Annotated in this window: 23 protein-coding genes and 1 tRNA gene; 7 read left to right on the top strand and 17 right to left on the bottom strand. The window is 42.7% G+C overall.

The window, feature by feature from the left end; genetic code table 11:
* Positions 1-31: 31 nt before the first annotated feature.
* The 4 genes from NMG48_RS19485 to NMG48_RS19500 all read right to left on the bottom strand — a co-directional run bounded on the left by NMG48_RS19485 (position 32) and on the right by NMG48_RS19500 (position 5,191).
* Positions 32-2,629, bottom strand: coding sequence for an EAL domain-containing protein (locus NMG48_RS19485; RefSeq protein ID WP_271253073.1), 2,598 nt, complete (start codon positions 2,627-2,629; stop codon positions 32-34).
* Positions 2,630-2,987: 358 nt separating this feature from the next.
* A complete protein-coding gene (locus NMG48_RS19490) occupies positions 2,988-3,161 on the bottom strand; it encodes a hypothetical protein (protein ID WP_271253074.1) in 174 nt (57 codons plus the stop codon).
* A 503-nt stretch (positions 3,162-3,664) separates the two neighbouring features.
* Positions 3,665-5,020, bottom strand: coding sequence for a TldD/PmbA family protein (locus NMG48_RS19495; protein ID WP_271253075.1), 1,356 nt, complete (start codon positions 5,018-5,020; stop codon positions 3,665-3,667).
* 99 nt (positions 5,021-5,119) lie between these two features.
* Positions 5,120-5,191 (bottom strand) — tRNA-Ile (locus NMG48_RS19500).
* A 92-nt stretch (positions 5,192-5,283) separates the two neighbouring features.
* On the opposite strand from NMG48_RS19500, the gene NMG48_RS19505 reads away from it, so the two are divergent.
* The gene (locus NMG48_RS19505) at positions 5,284-6,033 is read left to right on the top strand and encodes a hypothetical protein (protein WP_271253076.1); all 750 of its coding nucleotides are present in this window, start codon (positions 5,284-5,286) and stop codon (positions 6,031-6,033) included.
* A 34-nt stretch (positions 6,034-6,067) separates the two neighbouring features.
* Here NMG48_RS19505 and leuB read toward each other — a convergent pair whose 3' ends face one another.
* Positions 6,068-7,150 carry a 3-isopropylmalate dehydrogenase gene (leuB, locus tag NMG48_RS19510; RefSeq protein ID WP_271253077.1) on the bottom strand — a complete coding sequence of 361 codons (1,083 nt, stop codon included), beginning with the start codon at positions 7,148-7,150 and terminating at the stop codon, positions 6,068-6,070.
* Between the two features lie 269 nt (positions 7,151-7,419).
* Positions 7,420-8,700, bottom strand: a complete 1,281-nt coding sequence (locus NMG48_RS19515) for a DUF4912 domain-containing protein (protein ID WP_271253078.1) — start codon at positions 8,698-8,700, stop codon at positions 7,420-7,422.
* Between the two features lie 344 nt (positions 8,701-9,044).
* On the opposite strand from NMG48_RS19515, the gene NMG48_RS19520 reads away from it, so the two are divergent.
* The gene (locus NMG48_RS19520) at positions 9,045-9,563 is read left to right on the top strand and encodes a hypothetical protein (protein ID WP_271253079.1); all 519 of its coding nucleotides are present in this window, start codon (positions 9,045-9,047) and stop codon (positions 9,561-9,563) included.
* Positions 9,564-9,631: 68 nt separating this feature from the next.
* Entirely contained in the window at positions 9,632-10,906 is a 1,275-nt protein-coding gene (locus NMG48_RS19525) for a sensor histidine kinase (protein WP_271253080.1), read from the top strand.
* A 71-nt stretch (positions 10,907-10,977) separates the two neighbouring features.
* Here NMG48_RS19525 and NMG48_RS19530 read toward each other — a convergent pair whose 3' ends face one another.
* The 6 genes from NMG48_RS19530 to NMG48_RS19555 form a co-directional block, all read right to left on the bottom strand.
* Entirely contained in the window at positions 10,978-11,889 is a 912-nt protein-coding gene (locus NMG48_RS19530) for a S66 peptidase family protein (protein WP_271253081.1), read from the bottom strand.
* Positions 11,890-11,986: 97 nt separating this feature from the next.
* Positions 11,987-12,985 (bottom strand): lipid II:glycine glycyltransferase FemX, encoded by a 999-nt coding sequence (locus tag NMG48_RS19535; RefSeq protein WP_271253082.1) that lies wholly within the window; start codon positions 12,983-12,985, stop codon positions 11,987-11,989.
* A gap of 88 nt (positions 12,986-13,073) precedes the next feature.
* Complete coding sequence (locus NMG48_RS19540) at positions 13,074-14,597, bottom strand: hypothetical protein (RefSeq protein WP_271253083.1); 1,524 nt, start codon at positions 14,595-14,597, stop codon at positions 13,074-13,076.
* Between the two features lie 3 nt (positions 14,598-14,600).
* Positions 14,601-15,278: a DUF4178 domain-containing protein gene (locus NMG48_RS19545; protein WP_271253084.1), complete on the bottom strand. Its 678-nt coding sequence runs from the start codon at positions 15,276-15,278 to the stop codon at positions 14,601-14,603.
* Between the two features lie 409 nt (positions 15,279-15,687).
* Entirely contained in the window at positions 15,688-15,804 is a 117-nt protein-coding gene (locus NMG48_RS19550) for a Photosystem I reaction center subunit IX (protein ID WP_126386881.1), read from the bottom strand.
* A 107-nt stretch (positions 15,805-15,911) separates the two neighbouring features.
* Entirely contained in the window at positions 15,912-16,481 is a 570-nt protein-coding gene (locus NMG48_RS19555) for a Photosystem I reaction center subunit III (protein ID WP_271253085.1), read from the bottom strand.
* A 194-nt stretch (positions 16,482-16,675) separates the two neighbouring features.
* On the opposite strand from NMG48_RS19555, the gene tsaD reads away from it, so the two are divergent.
* Positions 16,676-17,701 (top strand): tRNA (adenosine(37)-N6)-threonylcarbamoyltransferase complex transferase subunit TsaD, encoded by a 1,026-nt coding sequence (tsaD, locus tag NMG48_RS19560; RefSeq protein WP_271253086.1) that lies wholly within the window; start codon positions 16,676-16,678, stop codon positions 17,699-17,701.
* A gap of 27 nt (positions 17,702-17,728) precedes the next feature.
* On the opposite strand, the gene NMG48_RS19565 is transcribed toward tsaD, so the two are convergent.
* Entirely contained in the window at positions 17,729-19,114 is a 1,386-nt protein-coding gene (locus NMG48_RS19565) for a 1-acyl-sn-glycerol-3-phosphate acyltransferase (protein WP_271253087.1), read from the bottom strand.
* A gap of 339 nt (positions 19,115-19,453) precedes the next feature.
* On the opposite strand from NMG48_RS19565, the gene NMG48_RS19570 reads away from it, so the two are divergent.
* Positions 19,454-20,224 carry a hypothetical protein gene (locus tag NMG48_RS19570; protein WP_271253088.1) on the top strand — a complete coding sequence of 257 codons (771 nt, stop codon included), beginning with the start codon at positions 19,454-19,456 and terminating at the stop codon, positions 20,222-20,224.
* A 42-nt stretch (positions 20,225-20,266) separates the two neighbouring features.
* Here NMG48_RS19570 and NMG48_RS19575 read toward each other — a convergent pair whose 3' ends face one another.
* From NMG48_RS19575 to NMG48_RS19590, 4 genes are all read right to left on the bottom strand, one after another.
* Positions 20,267-21,442, bottom strand: a complete 1,176-nt coding sequence (locus tag NMG48_RS19575; protein WP_271253089.1) for a glycosyltransferase — start codon at positions 21,440-21,442, stop codon at positions 20,267-20,269.
* 272 nt (positions 21,443-21,714) lie between these two features.
* Positions 21,715-22,227, bottom strand: a complete 513-nt coding sequence (locus NMG48_RS19580; RefSeq protein WP_169365662.1) for a Dps family protein — start codon at positions 22,225-22,227, stop codon at positions 21,715-21,717.
* Between the two features lie 123 nt (positions 22,228-22,350).
* Positions 22,351-22,695, bottom strand: a complete 345-nt coding sequence (locus NMG48_RS19585) for a hypothetical protein (RefSeq protein ID WP_271253090.1) — start codon at positions 22,693-22,695, stop codon at positions 22,351-22,353.
* A gap of 59 nt (positions 22,696-22,754) precedes the next feature.
* Complete coding sequence (locus tag NMG48_RS19590) at positions 22,755-23,105, bottom strand: hypothetical protein (protein WP_169365660.1); 351 nt, start codon at positions 23,103-23,105, stop codon at positions 22,755-22,757.
* Positions 23,106-23,257: 152 nt separating this feature from the next.
* On the opposite strand from NMG48_RS19590, the gene NMG48_RS19595 reads away from it, so the two are divergent.
* A complete protein-coding gene (locus NMG48_RS19595; RefSeq protein ID WP_271253091.1) occupies positions 23,258-23,860 on the top strand; it encodes a vWA domain-containing protein in 603 nt (200 codons plus the stop codon).
* Between the two features lie 8 nt (positions 23,861-23,868).
* Positions 23,869-24,306, top strand: a complete 438-nt coding sequence (locus tag NMG48_RS19600; protein WP_271253092.1) for a salt stress protein, Slr1339 family — start codon at positions 23,869-23,871, stop codon at positions 24,304-24,306.
* Positions 24,307-24,426 lie beyond the last annotated feature (120 nt).

The following is a 24,426-nucleotide window of genomic DNA, read 5'->3' on the forward strand; positions in this document are numbered from 1 at the left end:
GCCGTTCCCCATTAATCGGTTTGCTTGTTTCTTAGCTTACCTGAGACAAACTAACACTCTTCGCGATCGCCATTTCAGCATCAGCAGCAGTCAAAGGTCTAGAGAATAGATAACCTTGTCCAAACTCACAACCCAGTCCCTTTAAAATATCAGCCTGCTGCTGAGTTTCCACTCCTTCCGCAACCACACTCATATTTAACGTATGGGCAAGCATCGTAATCGTCCGTACAATTTCGATATTCTCACCGCCATCTGTCATTTGATTTACAAAAGCCCGATCAATTTTGAGAATGTTAATGGGAAAGCGATGTAAATAGCTTAGAGAAGAATACCCCTGTCCAAAATCATCAATACTAAGCTGAATATTTCTGGCTCTCAGTTGGGAAAGCTTATTAATTGTCTCCTCACTCTGATCCATTAAAGTGCTTTCCGTAATTTCTAAACGGATAGAATTTCCATCAATCCCAGTTTTAGAGAGAATTAGATCTAATTTATCTAATAAATCTGATTCGCGAATTTGATGGCTAGCTAAATTGATACTCATCTTCAAACTGGCAGCTTCAGGGAATTTATGGAGCCAATCTTGTAGTTGTTGACATGCTTCCTGTATTACCCAATCACCAACCGCTATGATCAATCCCGTATCTTCAGCAAGGGGAATGAATTCTATCGGCGAAATAAAGCCTCGTTTGGGATTTTTCCAACGGATTAACGCCTCAAATCCAGTCAATCGCTCATTTTTTAATGAGACAATGGGTTGATAGTAAAGCTCAAACTCTTGATGATCTAAGGCATAATGTAATTCGCTCTCTAGTTGTGTCAAGCGGAGGGTTTGTTCATACATCTCTTGATCAAAGAGTGTATATCTTCCCTTGCCCAGATCTTTGGCGCGATACATGGCGATATCTGCATCTCTAAGCAAATCCACGCAACTATTGTAATCTTGGGTATTGATCACAATGCCAATACTGGCACTCGGATAAATTGCTTCTCCATTAATCATGACGGGAGAGAGAAACCTGTTGAGAATGCGATCAGCAATAATCAACGCTTCACTAACATCTTGAATATCATCAATGAGAATTGTGAATTCATCTCCACCAATTCGCGCAACGGTATCAATAGACCTTAAGCAGCTTTGTAAAAGCTTGGCAATCTCCTGCAAAAATAGATCGCCAACATTATGTCCTAGACTATCGTTAATCATTTTGAAACGGTCTAAGTCAATGAAAAAGATCGCGAATAGATAACTGGGATGACGTTTGCTGTATTTGATCGCATGTTCTACGCGATCCATAAATAGGTTGCGATTGGGAAGCCCCGTAAGTGCATCATGGGAAGCGTCATGGGCTAGTAACTCGATCGAATCCGATAGAGCTGCATTGAGTTCCCGTAGTCTTGCAACGTAGACATAACTCTGCATTACGAGCATAGAAACGGTATAAGTTAATACACATGGTGTAAAAGGTATCCACCAACCTGCAAGGAATAATAAATAGGTTCCTCCAATCAAAACAACTGCAAAGAATAGTACTGAGCCAACTAGTAGCCAGAAACGCCTAGTCGCGCATATTGCCACGATCGCTGATCCAATAATTGACCAACTTGCAATCCATAGCTCTTCCCAAACATCTGTCCAGACTTTAATGAGGGGACGATCTTCTAAAACTGACCCCACAACCATTTTGATAATATTTGCTTGAAACTCCACGCCTGAAATTTGAGTTGGTGAGGCAATGAAATTACTGCTATAGGGGGTATAGAAAATGTCATTCAAGCTAGGGGTTTGAGCACCAATTAAGACAATGCGATCGCGCATTAAATTAGCAGGAATTCGATTTTCTAAAACATCCTCAAGGGAAACTTGACGAAATTTAAGTGAAGATCCATGATAATTCATGAGGATCTGATAGCCTCCCGCATCAGTGCGGACATAACTACCATCACTACTTTCTAAAGGCTTAAAAATAGTTTTCCCAAGTTGTAAATATCCCCCCGTTGAAGACTGCGGTTCAATACCTTTTTCCTTTAAATAGGCTAGAGCAACCGCTAAACCCAAACTGGGTATCCCCTCATTACCTGTGGGCATCGGATAGAGTAAAGCCCGACGCAACCTCCCATCAGGATCGACAATTACATCATTTGCTGCGACCTGTCCCAAAGCTTTTAACGTAGGAGGTGGGGCAATCACGGTATTAAAGCGATCGCCAATGCTCTTTTCAATACCAATTAGATTTGGTGTAGTTTTAAAAACCTGTTCTAACTCTGCGTATCCCTCTCCTACAGGAATATCTCGATATAAATCTAGTCCAATAACTTTAGGCTGTTGGACACGAATTTTTTTTAAAATCTTTGCTAGCACAAGGTCAGAAACTGGCCATTTGCCCAGATACCGAATATCTGACTCCTGCACGCCAACAATAATAATTCTTTCATCTACTGGCTCAACAGGTCGAAGCTGGATAAACAAGTCAAAAGCCGCCCATTCACTAGGCTGTAACCAGCCCAACCAACGCAGTCCAAATATTAATAGATATACACTACCACTCGACAGCAAAAATCCTCCCCATTGTTGGATTTTCCGTGGTAACTTCGCCCATCTGGACTTCAAGGTCTTAATAGCAATCATTTAGAGAAGTTTAATTTCACTTGCTGTCGTTAAGCCAGACTGTTTTGATGTAAGTCTTTGAATACCTTAACTTTACATTAAGCTCAAAGCAATAAGACTATGATTCTAAAATTGAGGTGATTTTATCCTACCAAATTCCCGCTTTAATGTATGCAAGCGCTTTGTCGTAAGATCATCGCAAACTGCGTCAAAGATATGACAAAAAAAGAGAGGGACAGTTTGTCCCTCTCTTTTTTTGTGATTTGAATTTGCCCAAAGCTTTATGCCTACAACATGCTTAATGATCAATAAGAAACTCTAATATTGTTTAATTTGCAGCTTTAGCAACTAATAGCTGTAAAGATAGAGTTTTAGATTGCTAATATAAGCGGGAGCCGCCGCCCTGAGTACGCTGAGGTTGTGGTCTGTCAGTTGGTGTGTACTCTACTTGATTATTTGCCAATACTTGCGCTGGTTGACCAACAGCGAAAATCATCCCCCCGATGAAGGCAATAGAAGCTGGCAGAATATTTTTGTAAGACGATGACAACATAGAAATTCTGGCTCTTAAGCTACTATCAAATCTTACCCGATTTTGGCAAAAGTTATTACTTTATATAACTTTCTGATAACTTTTTCTACAGCAAAATAGCTTATATAGTGTTACAAAATCTAATTATTTGGGGATGATGTAATTCCCTATACATAATCATCTTCAATACAATCAAAATTGATAAAAAATACATATTCAGTAAATTATCAAAATTTATCAGTTGTATCTAATGGCAATAAAGACTTCTTTAAAAATATTTTTGAATAGTGTTATTAATCACATTTTACAGGTTATAAATGATACAAAATGTTGTTTCTATTTCTGAAATAGCAAGTTCTATCTCAATCCTAAACCATTCTTATATTTCCAGATTCGCGAAAGAGCGATCCTTGGAGAATCTTCAAATCATTTAAGTCTATGGGTGCAATTCAATGTAAAACCCCAAAAACCTATAGCGAACGCTGAGCGTTCGCTATAGGTTTTGTTTAAGTATGCTCAACCATTTACAAGGTAAATGTAAATTTTTTTGCTAACATTCCAGGCACAAGAATGCCTCCCAATGATCGCTTTTCGTAAGTACCAGTATTAGGAATAAATTCTCGAAAATCAGTCAAATCTTCGAGATTATCTCCAAAAAAGTCATAAATACTATCATCAAATCGCAAATTTTCAATTGGGGAGATAAATTCGCCATCTTCTACCCAAAAACAAGCGTAACGAGTCATACCTGTGATTCTGCCGCCTGTGCGATCGCTCCAGTTTAAATAATGGAGGTTTGATAGATAAAGTCCCGTATCTAATTGTTGGAGAATATTGGCTTCAGCAAGATTTCCTGCATCAACTTCAGGCGATCTCATCGACTCACCACCGCTTGCACCATTGGCTTCTTTGCCATATTCCATAGCACTTCGCGAACTAACCAAACTATTAACTAGCTTGCCATTGCTAATAATGGGCAAATATTCAGGTGCAACTTCTCCTAAATTATTAAATCGAGGAACATTGCCATAGCTGAAATTTTCACTAAGGGATAGCAATGGTGAGAGTGTCCGTTCTTGATTTTTTAATTTTAAAAGAGCGCTACTACCCTGTTGAAAACTAGCTTCTCCCACACTCCAAGCCAAAAAATTCAATAGCTCTGAAGATGCAGCAGGGGCAAAGTAGGTACGATATTGTCCACGAGCTACAGTTTTACTAGGTCTTTGTAAGGCGACTGATTGTTGTTGCGATCGCGCAATCTGTGATTGATAACCTTCGGTATGCCAATCTTTACCTGCATAGATACCCTTGACCGCTTTTTCTCCTGAATTGGTCTGAACAAACATTGAATAATCGACGAAAAAGGAATCCGTGGCAAACCAATGTCTCTGACCTGCGGAATTAGCACTAGCACGGATGATTGAGCCTGAAGCATAGAATCCAGTAAAGTCGATCTTATTTATGGGAGCGAGAATTGTAGCGATCGCATCTTCGGGTGGCAACAAATTACCTTGATAGACTTCACGACTCGAACCCTGATTTTCAGGTATGACTAGATAGGGATTCTCAGGGATTTGAGCAACTTCTTGACGTAAATAGTTGAGACTTTCAGTGGCATAGGTAAAGTCAATTGCGCGATCGCCTGTAAATGGGAACTCAGCATAGGCTTCCCGTTGATTGTCAATCAAGGAAATTGTCACGTTCCCATCAGCAACAACTCCTGATTGGCGAACCTTAGCATTATTAAACCTTGTGAACTGGCTACGCTCACTATCTAAATTAATAGTTAGATGCTCACCTACATGGAGACTATCAATCAGGCGATCGGCAAGTTGATAAAATGCGTGCTCCAGATTTTGTTCTTCCAAGTGTCTGATCATCAAAGTTTTATCTTTAAGGGAGGTTTGCTGATGTCAAAGATAACATTCCCAACAGCATTAAAAGCAGTAGGAATCAGCAATTTTCATACCTATTTTTAATCCAAGGTGTCGGAATTGAACCGACATGTCAACGATTATGAGTCGTTTGCTTTACCAGTCAGCCAACCTTGGTAATATTGTGATTATAACCGTAAGTATTATATGCTATCAAATAAGCTACCTTGCAGGTTGCCTAATAGCAATTATTAGCTAAACAGTTTGTAATGGCAACAACTCGCCCCGAAAAGCCTGAAAAGCGTCTCCGCAAGAAAAAAAAGCCACCTAAGAAATTTAGACTTAGTTATAGTCTGCTGCTGCTATTAGCCATGGTAGTTGTCGGATCTATAGCTGGACTAGTGGCATATAGATTTGGCAAACAAGCCTTAGAGGGAGTTAATCCATCTCCTGCGGGGATTAAGCTCCCCAAAGTTAGTCCTTCTCCAAAGCCTAAAGATTCACCCAAATCACCATCCAGCCAAGATGGCAAGACTTCTTTTTTTTTAGATGAAAATGAAGTTATCGCTGATATGAAATCTCGATCGCAGCAGGAATTGGGTGGACTGACTCGCCCAACTTATGTGGCAAAAGCAAATATTAGCGATCGCAAAAAAATCTATACCAGAGTTGATCGTGCATATAACGCAATTCGCGAACCCCTAGCAATTTCCGCAAATGCTGATGAGCGAATTGCCGAAAGAATTGCACTATTACGCAAAACGGTCTATAGCCGTACCCGTTCTTATGAATATGAAAGCGAGCTGGCTTTAAATCAGCCCATCGCAAATAATGCCAGCACTAGTATGCCCTTAATATCTACGCCAGTAGAAATAGATTCCATTCGCAGTCGATGGGAAGATCGTTATACCCCATCAGGCAGTTCCAGTAAAAACGATATACAAATATCACCTAAGCCCACAAGTAGATTTTTTATTCCTGAGCAACAGCCATATAGTGCTGAGGTTCATAGACGTTAGCTAAAGGCGGTGCTAAGCACCGCCTTTAAGTTTTTTAGATTGCGGCTAGTAGTGCTTCGCCCATTGCCACACATCCCAATCTTTCGCAACCATCAGCCATGATGTCGCCTGTACGTTTACCCGCATCAAGGACTTTATTTACTGCCGCCTCGATCGCATCGGCTGCTGCACCTTCATTAAAGGCATAGCGCAACATCATCGCGGCACTCAAAACCTGTGCCAAGGGATTTGCTAAATCTTTACCTGCAATGTCAGGTGCAGAACCATGCACAGGTTCAAATACCCCAGGTGTACCTGCAACTCCAAGGCTAGCCGATGGTAACATGCCGATACTACCAGTCAGCATTGCCGCCGCATCGGAGAGGATATCGCCAAAGAGGTTACTGGTGAGAATTACGTCAAATTGCTTAGGATTGCGGATAATCTGCATTGTTGCGTTATCAACATACATATGCGATAGCTTCACATCGGGATAATCTTTAGAAATTGCAGTTACACGTTCCCGCCATAGCTGCGACACATCTAATACGTTTGACTTATCAACAGAAACAACAGAACCACGACGTTTTTGAGCTGCTTCAAAGCCAACTTTGGCAATGCGATCGATTTCTGTCTCGGTATAGACCATCGTATTGAAGCCGCGACGCACACCATTTTCATCGGCAACAATCCCCTTTGGCTTACCAAAATAGATACCACCCGTGAGTTCGCGCACTACTAAAATATCTACGCCTTCGACCACTTCACGCTTTAAAGTAGAGGCATCAATTAGTTGGGGCAAAATCTGAGCAGGACGTAAATTGGCGAATAGTTCCATTCCACCCCGTAAGCCTAGTAATGCTTGTTCAGGTCGTAAATGCGATGGCATTGAGTCCCACTTATCACCACCTACGGCTGCGAGCAAAACTGCATCGCTATTTTTACATGATTGCAGGGTTTCATCGGGCAGTGGGTGTCCCGTGGCATCGATCGCTGCTCCACCGATTAAAGCCGTCTCAAAGGAAAAAGTCAGATCAAATTTTGGAGCGATCGCCTGAAGCACTGCCACTGCTACCTTCATAATTTCAGGACCAATTCCGTCCCCAGGCAAAAGCGTAATCTTATAGTTTTTAGACATTACAACATCAAAATATCAAGACAGATTTCTTAAAATACCATTTTCGGCTTCCCGATAAACGAAATCGTCAATGGCTCTGCCTCTTTACTTTCTAGCTATAATTCAACGTCAGTTCGACGAATCCGGAAAAGGGTAAAAATCGCTAAGCGATTTTTACCCTTTTCCGCCATTTGCGCGGCGCAAATGGCGTTATCGAACTCACGTTAATTCAATACACATAAACATAAAAAAGAGGGGGACGCAATGCGTCCCCCTCTTTTTTATATACTTTAGCTAATCCATTCAGGAATTGCTTCTTCCTTGGTGTTAGTACGACGCTCAAGGGTTTGGCGCTCGAACTTCATGTGGATAGCGCGATTTTGTTCGCCATCTGCCGCCACGGCAAAGATTGGATAATCTTGAATACCGTCTTGGAAAGAAGTGTGGAAGCGGAATGTACCGTCAGCATTGAGCTTGATTGGGCGACCACCAATGGTGACAGAGGCATCAGGCTCAGTTGCACCATAAACAATCAACTCAGCATCGGCAACTAACCAGAACTGGCGAGGACGGATGGGTGCTTCGCTAGAGAAGAAACTGTAGCTGGACTCCATACCAATGCCAGAGTAGTTGATACCACTCGCACTGAGCGCACCTGCTGCACCAGCAAATAGTCCTGCACCTGATGGGAAGATGTAGGAGCTGATGGATTCAGGAGCCATACCAATGCCAGACTCATGCTGCATCGAGCCATAGAGTGAACCAGAAATACGTTGAATTTCAGCTTCGCGAGCGATGTTGAAGATTTCGTCGTAGGAGGTATCGGCAGTAGTTGTGGTCTCTTCAGGAGCGGGTGCTGCTTTCTTCGCTGGAGGAACCAATGTGAAGAAGGTCTGACCTATGAGGGTTTGATCCCAAGGTACGGTAATAAAGTTATCTTCTACCCATTCCGATGGGAATACAGGAGGAACATGGACAACCTTAGAGCGAGTTAGGACTAACCAACGACCATCGGCACAACGGTAGCCAAGTTCGGCTACATAGTCGCGATCGCTAATCGGAATAGGCAAATACCATTCACGAGCAAGTTCGTCACTATTGTATTCCTGTAAGTTGTTAGGAGTTTGGTAGTCTAAGTTCACATCAGTGGCATCGTATAGACGTAGAGCCAACTGTTGACCACCTTGCTTTCTCAACTCTTCTTTATGAGCATTAGGTACATCCCAATATACATAAGCCCATTGAGGATCACGGGGCAATAATACGATACGGCTCTCACCGTAACCTGTGGGGAGATCGCCAATGCTCTTGTCAATAGCGGCAAGTGCCTCTAAGTTTTCCTCTGTTTCTTCACTACCCAAATTAAACTTTGATGCTTCCACGATTTCTTGTGTCTCCGAGTTACTGCTATCTGTGGTTGAGGCTGTGCCTTGAGCGGAAAGAATGGTTTGGATATCAGCTAGTAGCTGAGATTTTCGCATTCGACTATAGCGAGAAATTTCTAGCTCTGCTGCTACTTTGCGAAGTTGACGCAAGGTCATCTCTTCTAGGGGAGGACGTTCCCTCGCCATACAATTAACCTCCAACTGCTTGTAATAATGTCTAACTCATGATCTAAATGAGTCTTCAGACTGTAGCTACAACCATTTTGCCAAAATTTTCTGAATGGTCAATGGCTGGAAAGTATATCTTCTGCTGGTTTTAGCTAATTTATTGAGGCTTTCAAGTACAAATACTTAGCTAAAACCAAATACCTGTCATTGTTGTGGCGATTATGGCAGTTAATTTGACTGGGGATCATAATGTTATGGTTTCATAACATTATGATCCCCTCCTTTGGATACTGGGGGAGGTTGTCCCAAAAGCCATAAGATTAAATGGACAACAAAATGTGTAATTTCATAAACTTATTAATATGAAGGCAGAATACGGGTCTTTATTTGGTTCTTTAAATAAATCTTTAAAAGTTTACTTAAAGAGCTTTTGCCGCTCAGCGATCGCATTCGCGTTGGTAGCGTTAGTAGTAATTGGTGGTTTTGCGCCAGAAGCAAATGCAGGCTTGTTCTCTCGAGGCGATGTGTTAACTACTAAGGAAATTAAAACCCTCGTTAATGCAGGTTTGACTGGCGATTATGTCGCTGATACGACGGATACAATCAAAACCCTCCGTGAAGCAATTAATTTGCCTGACAATGCCGAGAATCGTGCGGTGGTAAAGACATCCGCTAGATATAAGATCAATGCCTATGTGTCGCGTTATCGGGCCGATCGCGAAAAGAATGGGTTTTATTCCTATACAACGATGTTGACTGCTTTAAATACCTTGGCAGGCTATTACAATGGCACAACTAAACGTGCTGTTCCTGCAAAAGTACGCGATCGACTACTTCAAGAGTTTGATCGTGCTGAAGCTGCTCTTGCTCAAGGGCGTTAGTTTTATACCATTTGGGAAACGATGCCTTGCGTCGTTTCTCAAAACTGATAGTGTAGGGGTGACAAACATTGGCGACAGGATTGGCAACAATATACGAGGCATTGCTCCAAGACGCACAAACCCGTGAGTTTGTCGAAGAATTGCACCAAACTGACGCAAAGGAGTTTTGGCATCGGGCGATCGCTGTACTTCAGCAATTTTCGATGCAGATGTCCCTTAAAGGTTTTTTGCTCACCCATCATCCTTATATTTTCCCCAATGCTGCTTTTCGGCAACCTGATCTACAAACTTGGGTTTTGACTACGAGCAAATCTTCGTTATTTCCTACAGGTTCTTTACCGATTGGCAATACACAGGTTATCGCCATCCCTAAATCCGATGTTCTAAATCAGGAATGGTTTTGCATTTTAGTCACTGAGACCTTTAGCATTTTGGTGTTATCTTCACCCAATAGCCATAGCTGCCTCTGGTCATTACATCCGCAGGCAATTCAGACCGCGATCGCGACTTTATCACCGCGTATCCGTCGGCATGAACAGCAGACTTTGTTCCAAACGAAATTGCAACAATTCCCGCTAACAATGCCTCCCTATCAAATCATGGCAAGGTTTGGCGCGATTTTGATGGCACAAAGTTCTATTCATCAAGAATTACCAATTCCTGAGATCCAAGAAGTCGATATTATTAAGGCAATTACCCATGAGGTAAGGACTCCACTTACAACGATCAGAATGTTAGTGCGATCGCTCAAACGGCGCAAAGATGTCTCTACCGAAGTCAAAACTCGCCTAGATCGAGTGGATGCTGAATGTACAGAACAGATTGAAAGATTTAATTTGATTTTCGAGGCGGCGCAGTTGGATAGCTATCCAATTATGTTGGAGGCAACGCAAATAGGAGAGATTCTTAGTGATGGTTTTATGCGTTGGCAAGAACATGCAGGACGTAGACAAATTTCCTTAGAAATGATTTTACCAACAGAGATTCCTGCAATTTGTAGTAATGGTTTACTTCTATCACAGGTCCTCAATGGTTTAGTTGATCGCTTAGTTCGCAGTTTTCCGCCCGATAGCCATATCCAACTAATTCTCACTAGTGCAGGGGAATATCTCAAATTACAATTCCAATCCCAAGTTCCTCAACAAGGTGGTGGTGATTTACCACTTCTCAAAGCGGTGGGACAATGGCTAATGCTCCAACCCGAAACGGGTACATTGAGCCTGAGTTTACCAACGACAAAAACCCTGCTCAAGGCTTTAGGTGGTAAGCTTACCGTCAGAATGCACTCCAGTACTGCTGCCTACGATGGCGAAATTCTGACAATCTTTTTGCCATTCTATTAGCTTCTCTTTGTGTATCTTAACGTGAGTTCGATAACGTGATTTGCGCGGCGCGAAGCGCCGCGCAAATCACGTTATCTTAGTATTTTTCTGCTATAACTCAAGGTTCCATTAACTGCGTCGATTGCGGCATTACAGCCAACAGCTAAAGGAACGTTTTCGCCATCATGTCCGAAGGGTAAATTCATGACAATCGGAATTCCTAAATCGGATAGGCGATCGCGCCATACTTCCTCCATTTTAAAACTCGGTGTTGACACTTCAGATTGACTAAAACGACCGATCGCAATACCTTTGAGTTTTTGTAAATGACCAGACCAACGCCAGTGGGTTAACATCCGATCAACACGATAGGGAGCCTCACCCACATCTTCGATCGCTAAAATTACATTGTCGAGATTAGGACAGATGGGAGTACCGATGAAGTTAGTCGCGAGGGTGAGATTGGCGGGAAGGAGAACACCTGTGGCTTTGCCATGACCCCATCCTTCTCCTGTTAGGGTGATTTCGTCAACTTTACCTTCTAGCCAATCAAACAATTGTTGTTGTGATCGTGCTGGTTCATTGCCCAAAGTCGTTAGGACAGGTGCATGTAAACCACTGATATTTTTATTTTTTGCAAATCCCCAAAGTAAAGCTGTGATATCAGAGAAACCAATTAACCATTTGGGGCGATCACTAAGCTGTTGCCAATCTAATTTTTCCAGCAGTCGCATGGAGCCGTAACCACCCCGCGCACAGGCGATCGCCACACATTCAGGATCGTTCCAAGCCTCAATCAATTGCTGATGACGTTGCTCATCGGTTCCTGCAAGATAGCCCCAAGGTTGGCTTAAATCCTCTGGAATTACCAATTCATAGCCGCGATCGCGCCAAACTTTAACACCTTGCTCAAAACGTTCCCATTCTCGCAATGCTCCACTAGGAGCAATGACACGCACCTTTTGAGAAGAATTGATACTTGGTGGGACTTGAGTTGGCTGCATAGATGCGTAATTATTGCTGAAATACAAAATGTTCTCAGTAGCTAAGTTAAAGACTATATTTTGCGCCGCCCGCTACGCGGGCGGCGCAAAATATAGTCTATTGCAATAAACGAATGATCGTATAGGCTAGGCGATCATAAAAGAAATAGTCATGAGCGCCAATATTTTTAAAGACCTTGCCACCAAATTGACGTTTAAATCGGGAAAACTTGTAATAGGCATGGGTTGGCTCATCACTGTAGCCATAAAAATCATAAATCCTGTGCCCAAGTTGTTTGGCTCGTTGAATTGCTGCCCAATGCAACGCGTACACTGGCATTACCTGCCTTGCGCTCTCACTACGTCCACCATAGAGATATGTACAGCGATCGCCCCAGTAGATTAATAAAATTGTGGCGAGTATTTTGCCATTGTATTTAGCAAAGCCAATTTCCGCCATTCCTTCACGAAATAGATTTTGGCAAAGTTTGATAAAAAATCCATAGGGTTCGCTTAAAAAGCCTTGTCGTTGTGCCGTTTCATAAAACAAATCATAAAAATGGGGAATCGCTGCATCTTCTCTAGTGAAAACTGTTTCAACTCCATGACGCTGACTGAGACCGATGTTATAGCGTCCTTTAGGAAGCATTTCTGCAAGTAGTACCGATTCACTTTTCTGGAGATCGATCCAGAGCGTTTCTGAGGGCATAAGATCCGCAGGAGATCGCACGAAATCCTGATTCATCCATTCAGGCTTTGCTGACAATAAAGGCTCGATGCGTAAAGCGATCGCGCCGCCCGAACTCATATCTTGAGATAATTTTTCTGCTTGATTTAATAACAGCCTTATTCCTTCTATTTCTAAATTTGGTGGTAATAGGGGAGCCGCAGGGGCAAAAACCAGATTTGCCGCACTACGTTGAGGATAGAAATAGAAAATACATCCCCCAATTAATTGTTCTAATTCATCAAAAAGCCCATAGCGAAAGGTTTGATAGCCATCAAGTTCACGAAAGTTTGCCCATACCCAAGACTGCATAAAGCAGCCGTGATGATATGTTTGTGTGAGCTTGTCCCAAGATATGCGATCGTCATCTAACAACTCCCTAAGAATCACTTTTTTGCTTTCCCCTCTTTAGGTGTTGATTTTTAGTTGTAAGAGTTTTCAAATGAGTGTACGCTCATTTGAAAACTCTTACAACTCATCATTTTTTATTGTCGTTAGCAAGATTAATTAACCAGACAATACCTGCAACTGTCATCATCAACCCAAAAAATCCTAAGCCACCACTGCCATCACTCGAACTATTGCTAACAAATCCAGAAGAGGAGGTTGAACCCTTAGCAAATACAGCATCAGGAGCCGCTAAATTAGCAACTAACAGGGTTAACGAGACGATCGCAATTACCTTAGCTGTGGTCAGATTAAAAGAAGGTCTAGATTCATAATCTGTGGAAATCGCTTGGGATTCCTGCCCATCAATAGACTTAGACTGCTGAAATTTGATGATTTTATTTTGCAATTCGCGCAAATCATCAGCAATTTCATGGGGTAATTCTTGCGATCTCTCTAGTAGCTTGGCGATTAAGCGAGAAAAATCGATTTGATTGAGTAATTGCTTAGCTCTACCTAGCCATTCCTGCGAAATTTCTGGCGTTTGCGAGTGATGCTGTGCAGGGATGACGAGACTATCAGGATTTGATTCTAATTGCATGAGCCAAGATTGCGCTAGAGATTCTAAGCTCATGGGATCATTCAGTTGAAAATTATGATTGTTAGTAGAGAGATCTGTTGGCGAATCTTGAAGATCTAGAAAATCAATTTGAAGATTTTCTGGAGACGCTATTGAGTTATTTGAGTTAGATATATGTGCATGATTGAGTAAATAGAAAAATAATTGCGATGAATCCTTTTGATGAATAGTTACGGAATGTCTTGCTTGGGCGATATCTGCGTCAAAAATAAACAATTGCGGCAAAGTGTCTAAGCTTAGCTCTCTCAAATTAGGTGGTAAATCAAGAGACTCGATCTCTGATCGTATGATGGATTGTTCGGAAGCGATTAAGAAGCCCCAACTACCATAGTCATGATTGATAAAAGACGGAATTTGCAACTGCATGGGTTTTACAGTGAAACCTGCGGCTTGCATATTTTGATAAATGCACCAGAATGCTAATGTACTGAGATCTGGTGAAACTGCATTTGCCGCAATAATTCCCAGAGGTACAAGTGTTTTTTTAAGAAGCTTAAACCATTCCAATGCATAAATTTGGGTTTCAGCAACTGAGGTGGGATAGGTAAAGTCGCAAATAATGACGTGATATGTATGATCCTGACAACTTTCTGTGCAAAAATCCTGTACTAATCGATTGAGAAATGCAAAAGCCTCGTGAATATAAATTGTAACTTTAGGGTTCACTAAACTCCCTTGATTAAAACTTGCAAAGTCCTGTTTACCCAAATCAATTACTTCTTGGGAATAGTCCACTAGATCAATTTGATTGACCTGTGGGAATCGTAAAATATCCCTCGCTGCAAGCCCATCCCCACCACCACAAATGAGAACTCTGAGTAATTGATTAGGAAAGCGCTTAGCTGCCAATGCGATCGCAGGAATCGTTAAATATTCGTGATAGATTGCTTCATCAGCACTATGAAACTGCAATTCCCCATTGATATAAAAAGCAGTTCCATCAGCATGTTGCTCGACAAATAAAGAAGTTGCCATGCTTTACCAATCTCCAGAAGTCATTAAGATGAAGCCAATAATTACCAATGCCCATGCACAAATCCATTCCCAAGTGCGATCATTGTTTTTCTGATTATGGCTCGGAGAATTTTGGGAGGCAAAGCTTTGGATAGTGATTGACTTCTCAGCGATCGCGAAGTCCTCAGGGTTAACTTTCTTGGTGGAATATACATGAAGTTCCCGATCTTGCCAAGCTTCGATCGCTAAATTCCAAAGTTGCTCCTCGTCCCAATAGTCCCATGTAGTCCGAGATTCGCTACCATCTTTACCTTTATAAGTTCCCTCGGTTTGGGATTCAAAATAATAGAGTCTGCCTAAAGCTCTTAACTTGAAATAAGGCTCATGGCGCTCATGCATAGCATCCCAAAGTGCAAAGCGCACATCATCACCCACATGTTCCCCCGATATGCGGTTAACTCCAATTTCTTCTGACAAATACCAATTAATCTGAGTTTCAGGGTTGTCAGGATCAACTTCTCGTAATAGATAATAACTAGACTGACCTGACTTTAGTAACCATTCCATTGTTTCATAACCATCAGCATCATCATAGGTGCTAAAGTCTTCAACTTCCCACTGTGTTCCCCCATAGGTAACGCGATCGCCTGCTCTAAGGCGCGTAAGGAAGCTAACATAGTCAGTCCCAAAAGAGGATTTCATGATATTCCTGCTATTAGTTCAGGGTTTATGAGCTAATTATAACTGAACTTACGTTGAACCCTCATCCCCCAACCCCTTCTCCCGCAGGAGAAGGGGAGCAAAACCCATATTGTTTTCTTGTTCCCTTCTCCTGCGGGAGAGGGGCTAGGGTGAGGGCTTTACAGACTTCCACGTAATACCAGTTATAAAAAAAAATAGAGTTGCAACGCCAAGCGCTGCAACTCTATTTGAATTTTGTAGTGCAGCTTTACCGCACCACGAAAAATAAGAAACTCTGACTAATTTAGAGTTTAAATTTTGTGGCGTGGCTTTACCGCAATACGAAAAATCAGAAATCCTGAGTAATTTAGAATTTAAATTTTATGGCGTGGCTTTGCCACGCCATAAAAAATGAGGAACCCTGACTAATTTAGAAAGGGAAGGTTAGGGTGTCTGGGAAAAAGCGGTTAGCTTCGATCAAGATACCAGCAGTGATGGTGAGCCATACAGCAGCTACAACAGGAGCAGAGGATAAAAAGCCGTTCAATGGAGTTCTCCTTATTAGATAGTTAGTTTTTATAATCCTCCAAAGTGTTAAAAGATTTAACTAAAACACTTTGGAGCAGTTGGTAAAGCGATCGCTAGATATCAAAACTAGCGAGGCGAAACTGTAACTTCATTTTCAGGAGCTACGAGTTCACCAGTGCCAAATTCCTTAAGAGCAAGAAGTGGCCATGCAAAGCCAGTTAGTGAGAACTTAACTGCAAGAGGAAGATCGATGAGGATTTCCTTTTGAGCTGCGGTTGCAGCATCTTTGCGAACTGCGATCAAGTAGCTACGACCAACCCAGCCGATCCAACCTGCAATGTATAGGAACAGCAAGGAAGGAATGGTGAATTCGCCTGCATGGCTCCAACGACCATCGCTGATCAGGTGAGGTAGACCATCGTCACCGCAAAGCAAGCCAGAGCTAGCATATTTAGCAAAGCGAGCCTTGGTTTGAGCAACTTTAGCATTGAGGTAATCTGCTTGAGGGCTACCAGCTTTGAAATTAGCTAGACGTGCAGTGTAACCATCAACTTCTGTTTGCAAGCGATCTTGGAAAGCAGCAGAAGAAGCACAAGGTGTCAAAACGGAGAAGTCTGCGTATGCAGCAGGGGCTGAGGAAAGGCTAACGCCAAACCACAAAGCAATAACTAGAATGAGAGCAAAAAGTCTTTTCATAGACTGACCTTAACTTACCTTTGTTTAAGATTAGGCAAAAATAACGAGATTTTCGTTTGGGAACTTGGTTTCAGATCGTATATCAGCGATCGCGCCTTGGTAAAGCAATCTTCACATCCTGTAAAGTAAATTATCAATTAAGATGATCTAGATGTCGCGAAGCGACATCTAGATCATCTTAATTTTGTTTAGAAATGCCAACTATTCTTGCGATCGAATCTAGCTGTGATGAAACGGCGGCGGCGGTAGTATGCGATCGCCAAATTCTTAGTAGCGTGGTTTCGTCGCAAATTCAAACCCATGCGCTCTATGGTGGCGTTGTGCCTGAGATTGCCGCACGTCAGCATGTAGAGACGATTAATCCTGCGATCGCTCAAGCATACCGCGAATCGGGTAAAACATGGTCAGAGATCGATGGAATTGCGGTCACGACAGCCCCCGGGTTAATTGGTTCATTGATGATTGGGGTGACAGCCGCCAAAACCTTGGCAATGCTCCATAAAAAGCCTTTAATAGCTGTGCATCACCTTGAAGGGCATATCTGCTCTGCCTTATTAGCTGATCCGACTTTAGAACCACCATTTTTGTGCTTATTGGTTTCTGGCGGACATAGCAGCATTATTCTCGTTAAGGGCTATACCGACTATCAGGTAATGGGCAAAACCCGTGATGATGCCGCAGGGGAAGCCTTTGATAAAGTGGCACGGTTACTTGGGTTAGGCTATCCAGGGGGACCAGTTATCGATAAAATCTCTAGCTCTGGCAATTCCAAAGCATACAAATTGCCGCAGGGGCGAATTCCCGATTTTCCCTATGATTCTAGTTTCAGTGGATTAAAAACGGCAGTATTGCGCCTGACCCAAAAGTTAAGCCCCAATGGAGAAGAATTGCCGATCGCGGATATTGCCGCTAGTTTTCAAGAAACTGTGGCAGCAGCTCTGGCAACTCGCACGATTAAATGCGCGATCGAGCATAATTTATCGACGATTGTGGCGGTTGGTGGTGTTGCCGCTAATAGTGCCTTGCGATCGCGTTTAGTCACCCTGTCCGCCGAAAATAATATTCGAGCAATCTTTCCTCCCTTAAGTTTATGCACTGATAATGCGGCGATGATTGGCTGTGCAGGAGCAATCCACCTATCGCGTGGTGAAACCTCATCAATGAGTATTGCCACGCGATCGCGCCTCAATCTCGAAGATTGCCAAAGTCTGTATATCTAGAAAAAGAGCCGCTTCGCGGCTCTTTTTCTAGATAGCTGATCGCACAATTAAGTTGTTGAGGGAATTGGAAATTTCTTCAGTGAGTTTACGAGTACATTCCTTGGCGGCAGTGCGGCTGGATTGGTATTCGGATAAACGGTCGGAGACTGACAGAGGCTCAGCGACAGAAATAATTACTTTGCGATCGCCAAAACTAGGAGTTTCTTTAAAAACTGAATCTGGATCGCGCTCGGTGACACGCTGCAACACGCTCCACATTAATTTTAAAACTTCCACATAGCGACTGGGGCTAGGATGTTGACGTACATAGTCGCTAGTCACACCAATAATACTTTCAGCGATTTTCATGTGCCAATTGCTGTAGTTCGCTTCGAGGGCAAGTTGATCGGCAAAGCTACGTTCTACTTGTGATAACTGGGCAATATCCTTGATGTCATTACGGAAAATGCGATCCCATCCCGCTTGTTCGAGGCGACGACAGCGATCGATCGCAGTGCCTTTAGATTTGATGCCAAAATTCATTTCGGCAACACGCAAAATGCGATCGGCTAAGTCCTGTACGCGAGTTGCTAAATCATCGGTATCCGTGATTGTTGTATCAGTATTGGCATAGCTGCCATAAAAATTTTTGTAATAATCGCTGACCCACTGTACTAAATAACTTCCTAAGTCATAGAGGCGTTGATAGCGCGTATTGGGAGTAATTTCAGGTTTGGTAATACCACATTCCTTTTCGATAGTGATAATCGTTTGATCGATCGCCACCCAAGCTTTAGCGGAATATTCGTATTGAATCCCCACGGGAATAATCAGCATTTCTTCGGTGCGCCCTTCTTTGAGCAAGTCCTCTGCAGACCAGAAGCCAATTTGAGCAATACCTGGTTCTAGTTCGGCAACCAGTTCACTTTTGCCATTAGTTCCCCCTTCAGGAGCCATAGAAAGCGGCTCTTTTCCATTGATGATTTGTTGACGAATCAGGTTTAAAGCAGCGCGATCGAGTTTGCCCCGAAAGATAGAAATCCCCCCTAGTGCTGGAAATAGCCAATTAATATATTCTCCCGCCCATAGAGAAATACCGCGATCATAGACAAAACTGCTATGGGGAGTCTTCGTTAACTTAATGCCCATTTCTCTCGCTTGTTCTGGCACAGCATAGGTTAACAAATACAACATTGCGAAGGGGTCATCCGTGGTGGGATGCCGAAAAGCTAATAAATATCGCGATTTGCCATCCTGAAATTTTTTAGTAGCTTCCACAAGGCGATCAATGTATCGGGTTTCAATCTGCTTAATTCCACATTGTCCCCTTAACCAAAAAGGCGTTACCATTCGTATGAGTTTCAGTAAAAGTTGGTTTGGTTTGGGCGGATAAACCTTAAGAGGTGGTTGGACGCGAGTCAGATCTACTGCCATGATTTCCGTTATTTGTATAGCAATACGAATTAAAACACGCCAAGCAAGAATTCACAATTTTGGGCTTAATTGAGCCAGCGCTACGCAATAGCTCAATTAAGCCCAAAATTGTATGTGGCAGTGCCACATACACTCAAAACCTAGTAAAGGCGTTAGCATTGCGTAAGTCCTATAAATATTGAACTAAATAGGGATTATGTGAGTCTTGTAGAGTATGGTACAATCGCGCCCAATTTCCCAAAACTTAATTTTTTATTTCGCTACCTTCGGCTGGCAAGCAATATGAGACTCCACACACACACACCTCTTTGTAGTTTTGCCATTGGTCTAGTATCTCTGATGAGTATTAGTACCAATTTCAGTGCCTCTGCAAACGCTCAGTCTTTCCCAAATGATTCATTACCACCAGCAACATTAAGTACTAGTAGTACTCAGTACCTCGTATATTTGCCGAATGTGGCAAATATTAAACAAGCCAAAATATTAGCGCCTGATGCCTTTGTCAGTCGTCTGGATACAGGTGAGCAGGTGGTGCAATTAGGACGCTTTACTAATCTTAATCTTGCCCAGCGACGGGCTGCTCAATTTACCCAAGCAGGGCTAAATCCGCAAATTAAAACTGTTCAAGGTAAGTTTGCCTCTATGCCAGCACCTGCGACAATTCCGAATTCAATGCCCCCCAACTCTGCACCAATACCCGTGGACACAATTCCGAATTCGACCCCAAGGATAGATTCGTTGCCCGGTGTGCCGAGCGCAGATTTTCCCAACTCAAATAATCCTCCATCAAACTCAATTGAGATTGTGCGATCGCCTCAGTCCATACCTCAGCAAAGCCAACCCATACCTATTCAATCAGCTTCTCAGCCTTTACCTCCAGCTAGCCAGCCCGTCGCAAATACTGCACAGCTACGCTATTTTGTAATTGTTCCTACAGGTTCTGTTTCAGAATTACAAAGGGTACAAACAGTTGCCCCTACTGCTCAATTGCGATCGTCCTATCGTGGTACTTATATCGAAGTTCAGGGCTATCCCGATCGCCCCAGCGCTGAGACGCTTAACTTGACTATGCGCCGTCAAGGTTTTGATAGCCGTGTTGTTTATTTCTAATTGGTTTATTTCTAAGAAAGCAGCGCAAAGCGCTGCTTTCTTTTAATAGGTGCGTCCGCGCCAACTTTTGGGTTTTGTGAGTGAAGAAATCCAGATCCGAATTACAGCAAAGGGATCGGCGAGGGGGGAAAGCCAAAACCAGAAGCCAACTTCGGTATAACTGGTACGGATACCAAATACCAGTAGGCATCGGATCAATACTAAAAAGGCATTGAGCCAAAATAAAGTATTGATGAATAATGATGGTGCTGGTTGCCAAATAGATAGGGCAATTAATAACGGCATAGGGAGCCCTTGAACCGCAGTGAGTAAGAGACAGTCCACAAAGGTTTGACTGGGTGTTGAGGCATCCTTGAGATCTAGCGATCGCCCCCATTCATTCCATGTTTCCTGCATTGAGGTATACATCCGTACCTGCATCAGAGCCGCCCCATCGAGAAATCCCACCTTTGCGCCCTTTTGAGCAGCAGCTCTAGCAAGGGTGACATCATCGCAAAATGAAGACTTGGCAAGCTCATAGCCATTGAGTTCGACTAGTTTGGCACGTTTCGATAAAAAGCATTGACCATTTGCCATTACCCGCTCTTCGGTAAATTGATTGCGATCGCCTGTTGCCCCAAATCTATAAATTAGAGTAATTAACAACGCAGGTTGTAGCCATTGTTCGCCTGCGGTCTTGAGAATAAATTTGGGCGACAGGGACACAATATCAAAATTTTCAGCAGTGGCTTTCTGCACAAAACTAGCGACTAGCCCCTTTTGTGGGAAAGTATCGGCATCAATACCAAGAATCCATTCACTAGTCGGATCACTATTTAAAAATCCTGTATGTAAAGCCCAAGGACGACCAACCCATCCCTCTGGCAAAGGATCATCGGTAATCAGCTTTAAAGGAATCGGAAAATCTTTTTGCAATTTCTGCACATATTCAGGTGTGCCATCTTGTGATCGGCTATCGACGACGATAATTTCCTTAGCAGCCTTATCACGCAATCCTTCTAAACAAGTCGGCAAACGCTCAATTTCGTTAAGCGTCGGTATCACAATCGAAACATTCGGATTTTGTTTGGCTAATGCTTCGTCAGTTGCTTCGAGGGGCAATAGCGGCGGCGTGCGATCGCGGGCAGTGCTAAGCCTTTTTAGGAGTACAAGAGTTGCGGGGACTTGCAACAACAAAAGAAATATGGAGAAGCCTGTCAAGAAAAGCGGATTATTCAACTTCGATAAATTTGATAAAAATAATTAGGAATCAGGAAAAAACTTACTTCTCCTTTGGGCTACCTAATACATACAAGTTATCAGTTACATCATTATTGACTAAATGATCCCCCTCAATCCCCCTTGTAAAGGGGGAAGAAGATAATTCTCCCCCCTTTACAAGGGGGGCTGGGGGGGATCTACAATCTGAAATGTAGACATAGAGACTTGTGTACCATAGCTTAATGGGAGAGGAGACTAGAACTGAAGGATATCTAGAACTGAAGGATATATTAGTCTTCTAGCAAACTTCTCAGCATCCATGCAGTTTTTTCATGGACTTGCAAGCGTTGAGTTAAAAGATCCGCCGTTGGTTCATCATTAGCTTTTTCCGCGATCGGGAAAATAGAACGCGCAGTCCTGACTACTGCCTCTTGCCCTTCTACGAGCAACTTGATCATTTCCGTTGCCTTAGGTACTCCCTCAGTTTCAGGAATCGAGGTGAGCTTAGCGTAGGCGGAATATGTGCCAGGGGCAGGAATTCCGAGAGAGCGAATCCGTTCGGCAATCAGGTCAACAGCGAGGGCAAGTTCGGTATATTGCGCTTCAAACATGAGGTGCAAGGTATTGAACATTGGTCCTGTGACATTCCAGTGGAAGTTATGGGTTTTCAGGTAAAGGGTATAGGTATCAGCGAGTAAACGCGAAAGTCCATCTGCGATCGCTGTCCGATCATCTTCAGAAATACCAATATTAATAGTGCTAGATAGCTCTTTATCGGCAGATTTTTCCTTATTTTTGCCCATGTTAATATATTTCCCTTAATAGTACTGATTGCATTATAGCTATTCCCAAAATCGCAAAAAAGCACCCATTGGGTGCTTCTCTAGACCTTAATGATGGGCGGCGCTAAGCGCCGCCCATCATAATTAATACTCAATGGTCATGCTTTCGTAGGTTACGCCGCGAGTTTTTTGAATGCGCTCGGTGGGTTTGGCTTTAATTTTATTTATAAATTGAGCTTCAGACATTTCAGCACTCACCGCATTATTCTCGACATCAAGATCCAGTTGAGCGAGATTACGATCTAATTCAGCGAGGCGATCGATTATCTGTTGCTGGCGATCGCAGACTCTGACTAGCTCCTCCTGCAAACGCTCTTTCTCATTAGCAAGTTGATGCATCTGGATATATATAGCTGAAGGTGTTTTTCGCAGAGGCATAGAACGCAACTTGGGCTGGATCGGTCTGCGGGATGCACGGGAAATAGGCATAGGTTTAACCCTGATAGAAGCTTATTTGGAGCTGTGGCTAGCAAAAAATGCTGACCAAGCTATTTAGGATTAGGCTCAAAGAATACTTTATATAAAATAAATCCGACTAGCGCCAGAATGCCGATAGAAATTGCGGCTGTCACTAGTTTAAACACAAAATTCAGAATTGTAAATGCGACTAGTCCGATCACAACAATTGCGGCAATTTTAGTTGCCCCAGTCAAGCTATTTACCCAATCAATGAGGCTGCTTAAACTAGTTTTCGCGGCATCCACACCTTGGCTAACTGCCACAAATTCTGGCTCAGCCCGCTTATCAGGTTCGTGGGTTTGCTTATTTGCTTGTTGCTTGCCCATCACTTCGCGCTCTAGCTCACGAAAGCGCTCTTCTAGGTTATCGGTTTGACTCATAGCAGCAAAGAATAAAAAACTATGGCTTATTCTACTGCAAACATTGAAGAATAAAAGGAGGCGCTTTGCGCCTCCTTTTATTCTTCAATACATTCCCCTCTAAGTGTGTGAGATATAATTTTACTAGTTCATCATATTTGTAAGAGTTGTATATGCTAGACAAGCGCGATTACACGCTGATTATCGATAAAAGCGGCAGTATGTCTAATACCGATAGAGGCACAAACAAAAGTCGATGGGAAATTGTTAAGGAATCTACGCTTGCCCTTGCCCGTAAATGTGATCAACTAGATCCTGATGGTATTACGGTGTATTTGTTCTCAGGAAAATTTAAGCGCTTTGATAATGTCTCTGCGGCTAAGGTTGAGCAAATCTTCCAAGAGAATGATCCAATGGGTGGGACAAATTTGACCGCAGTTTTGCAGGATGCGATTAATAGCTTCTTTCAACGCAAAAAGGCTGGGCAAATCAAGACAGGGGAAACAATTTTAGTAATTACCGATGGTGAACCCGATGATCGTCGTTCAGTGTTTGAAGTAATTATCGAAGCGACACGCCGTCTGAATAATGATGCTGAACTAGCGCTTTCCTTTATTCAAGTTGGAACTGATGCGAGTGCGACCGATTTTCTGAAAGCTCTAGACGATAAATTGCAAAGCATTGGTGCAAACTTCGATATTGTTGATACGATTACGCTGGCTGATATGGAAAATATGACCCTTGCGGAAGTTTTGTTAAGTGCAATTAATGATTGAGGAAATAAATGGAATCTCTTGAGTCCATTCTTACGGATCTTCAGAATAAATACACAGATCCTGATGTTAATAAGCAACCTAAGTCTCAGCTTAAATCAGAGCGATCACAACAAGATTTACCTAGCCTAGATATTGAGGTCAAACCATTAGCTAATCCTAATTCTCTAGATCTCCTATTAGAGGATTTACGCAATGGTGTTACTAAGGCTGTAGAAGCAGAAATTAATGTCCAGCCAATCCCATCTAGCAGTAGTGCCGTTAATCATGATTTGCAGCAGGTAGAGGATCGCCAAAAAGCTAAAGACCGTCAAATTTATGAGCAAAAGGCAAGGGAATGGTTAAAAACTCTTGATCCTCTCTCTGGTGAGGGGTTATGGTTCGAGGAATTTGCCAAGAACTATCCGTCTAAGCTAGAAGCGGCGATCGCCTTAATAGAATCCAAGTAAGCTGAGAGTAGTTATTTCGCAATTAGTCTCAGCTTTATTAGTTTTAGGACTTATGTAAGTCAAACGAATTTACTGGGTTTGGAGTAAATTTGGTGCGGGCAAAGCCCGCACCAAATTTAC

Source organism: Pseudanabaena sp. Chao 1811 (assembly GCF_027942295.1).
In the GTDB taxonomy this organism is placed as follows: domain Bacteria; phylum Cyanobacteriota; class Cyanobacteriia; order Pseudanabaenales; family Pseudanabaenaceae; genus Pseudanabaena.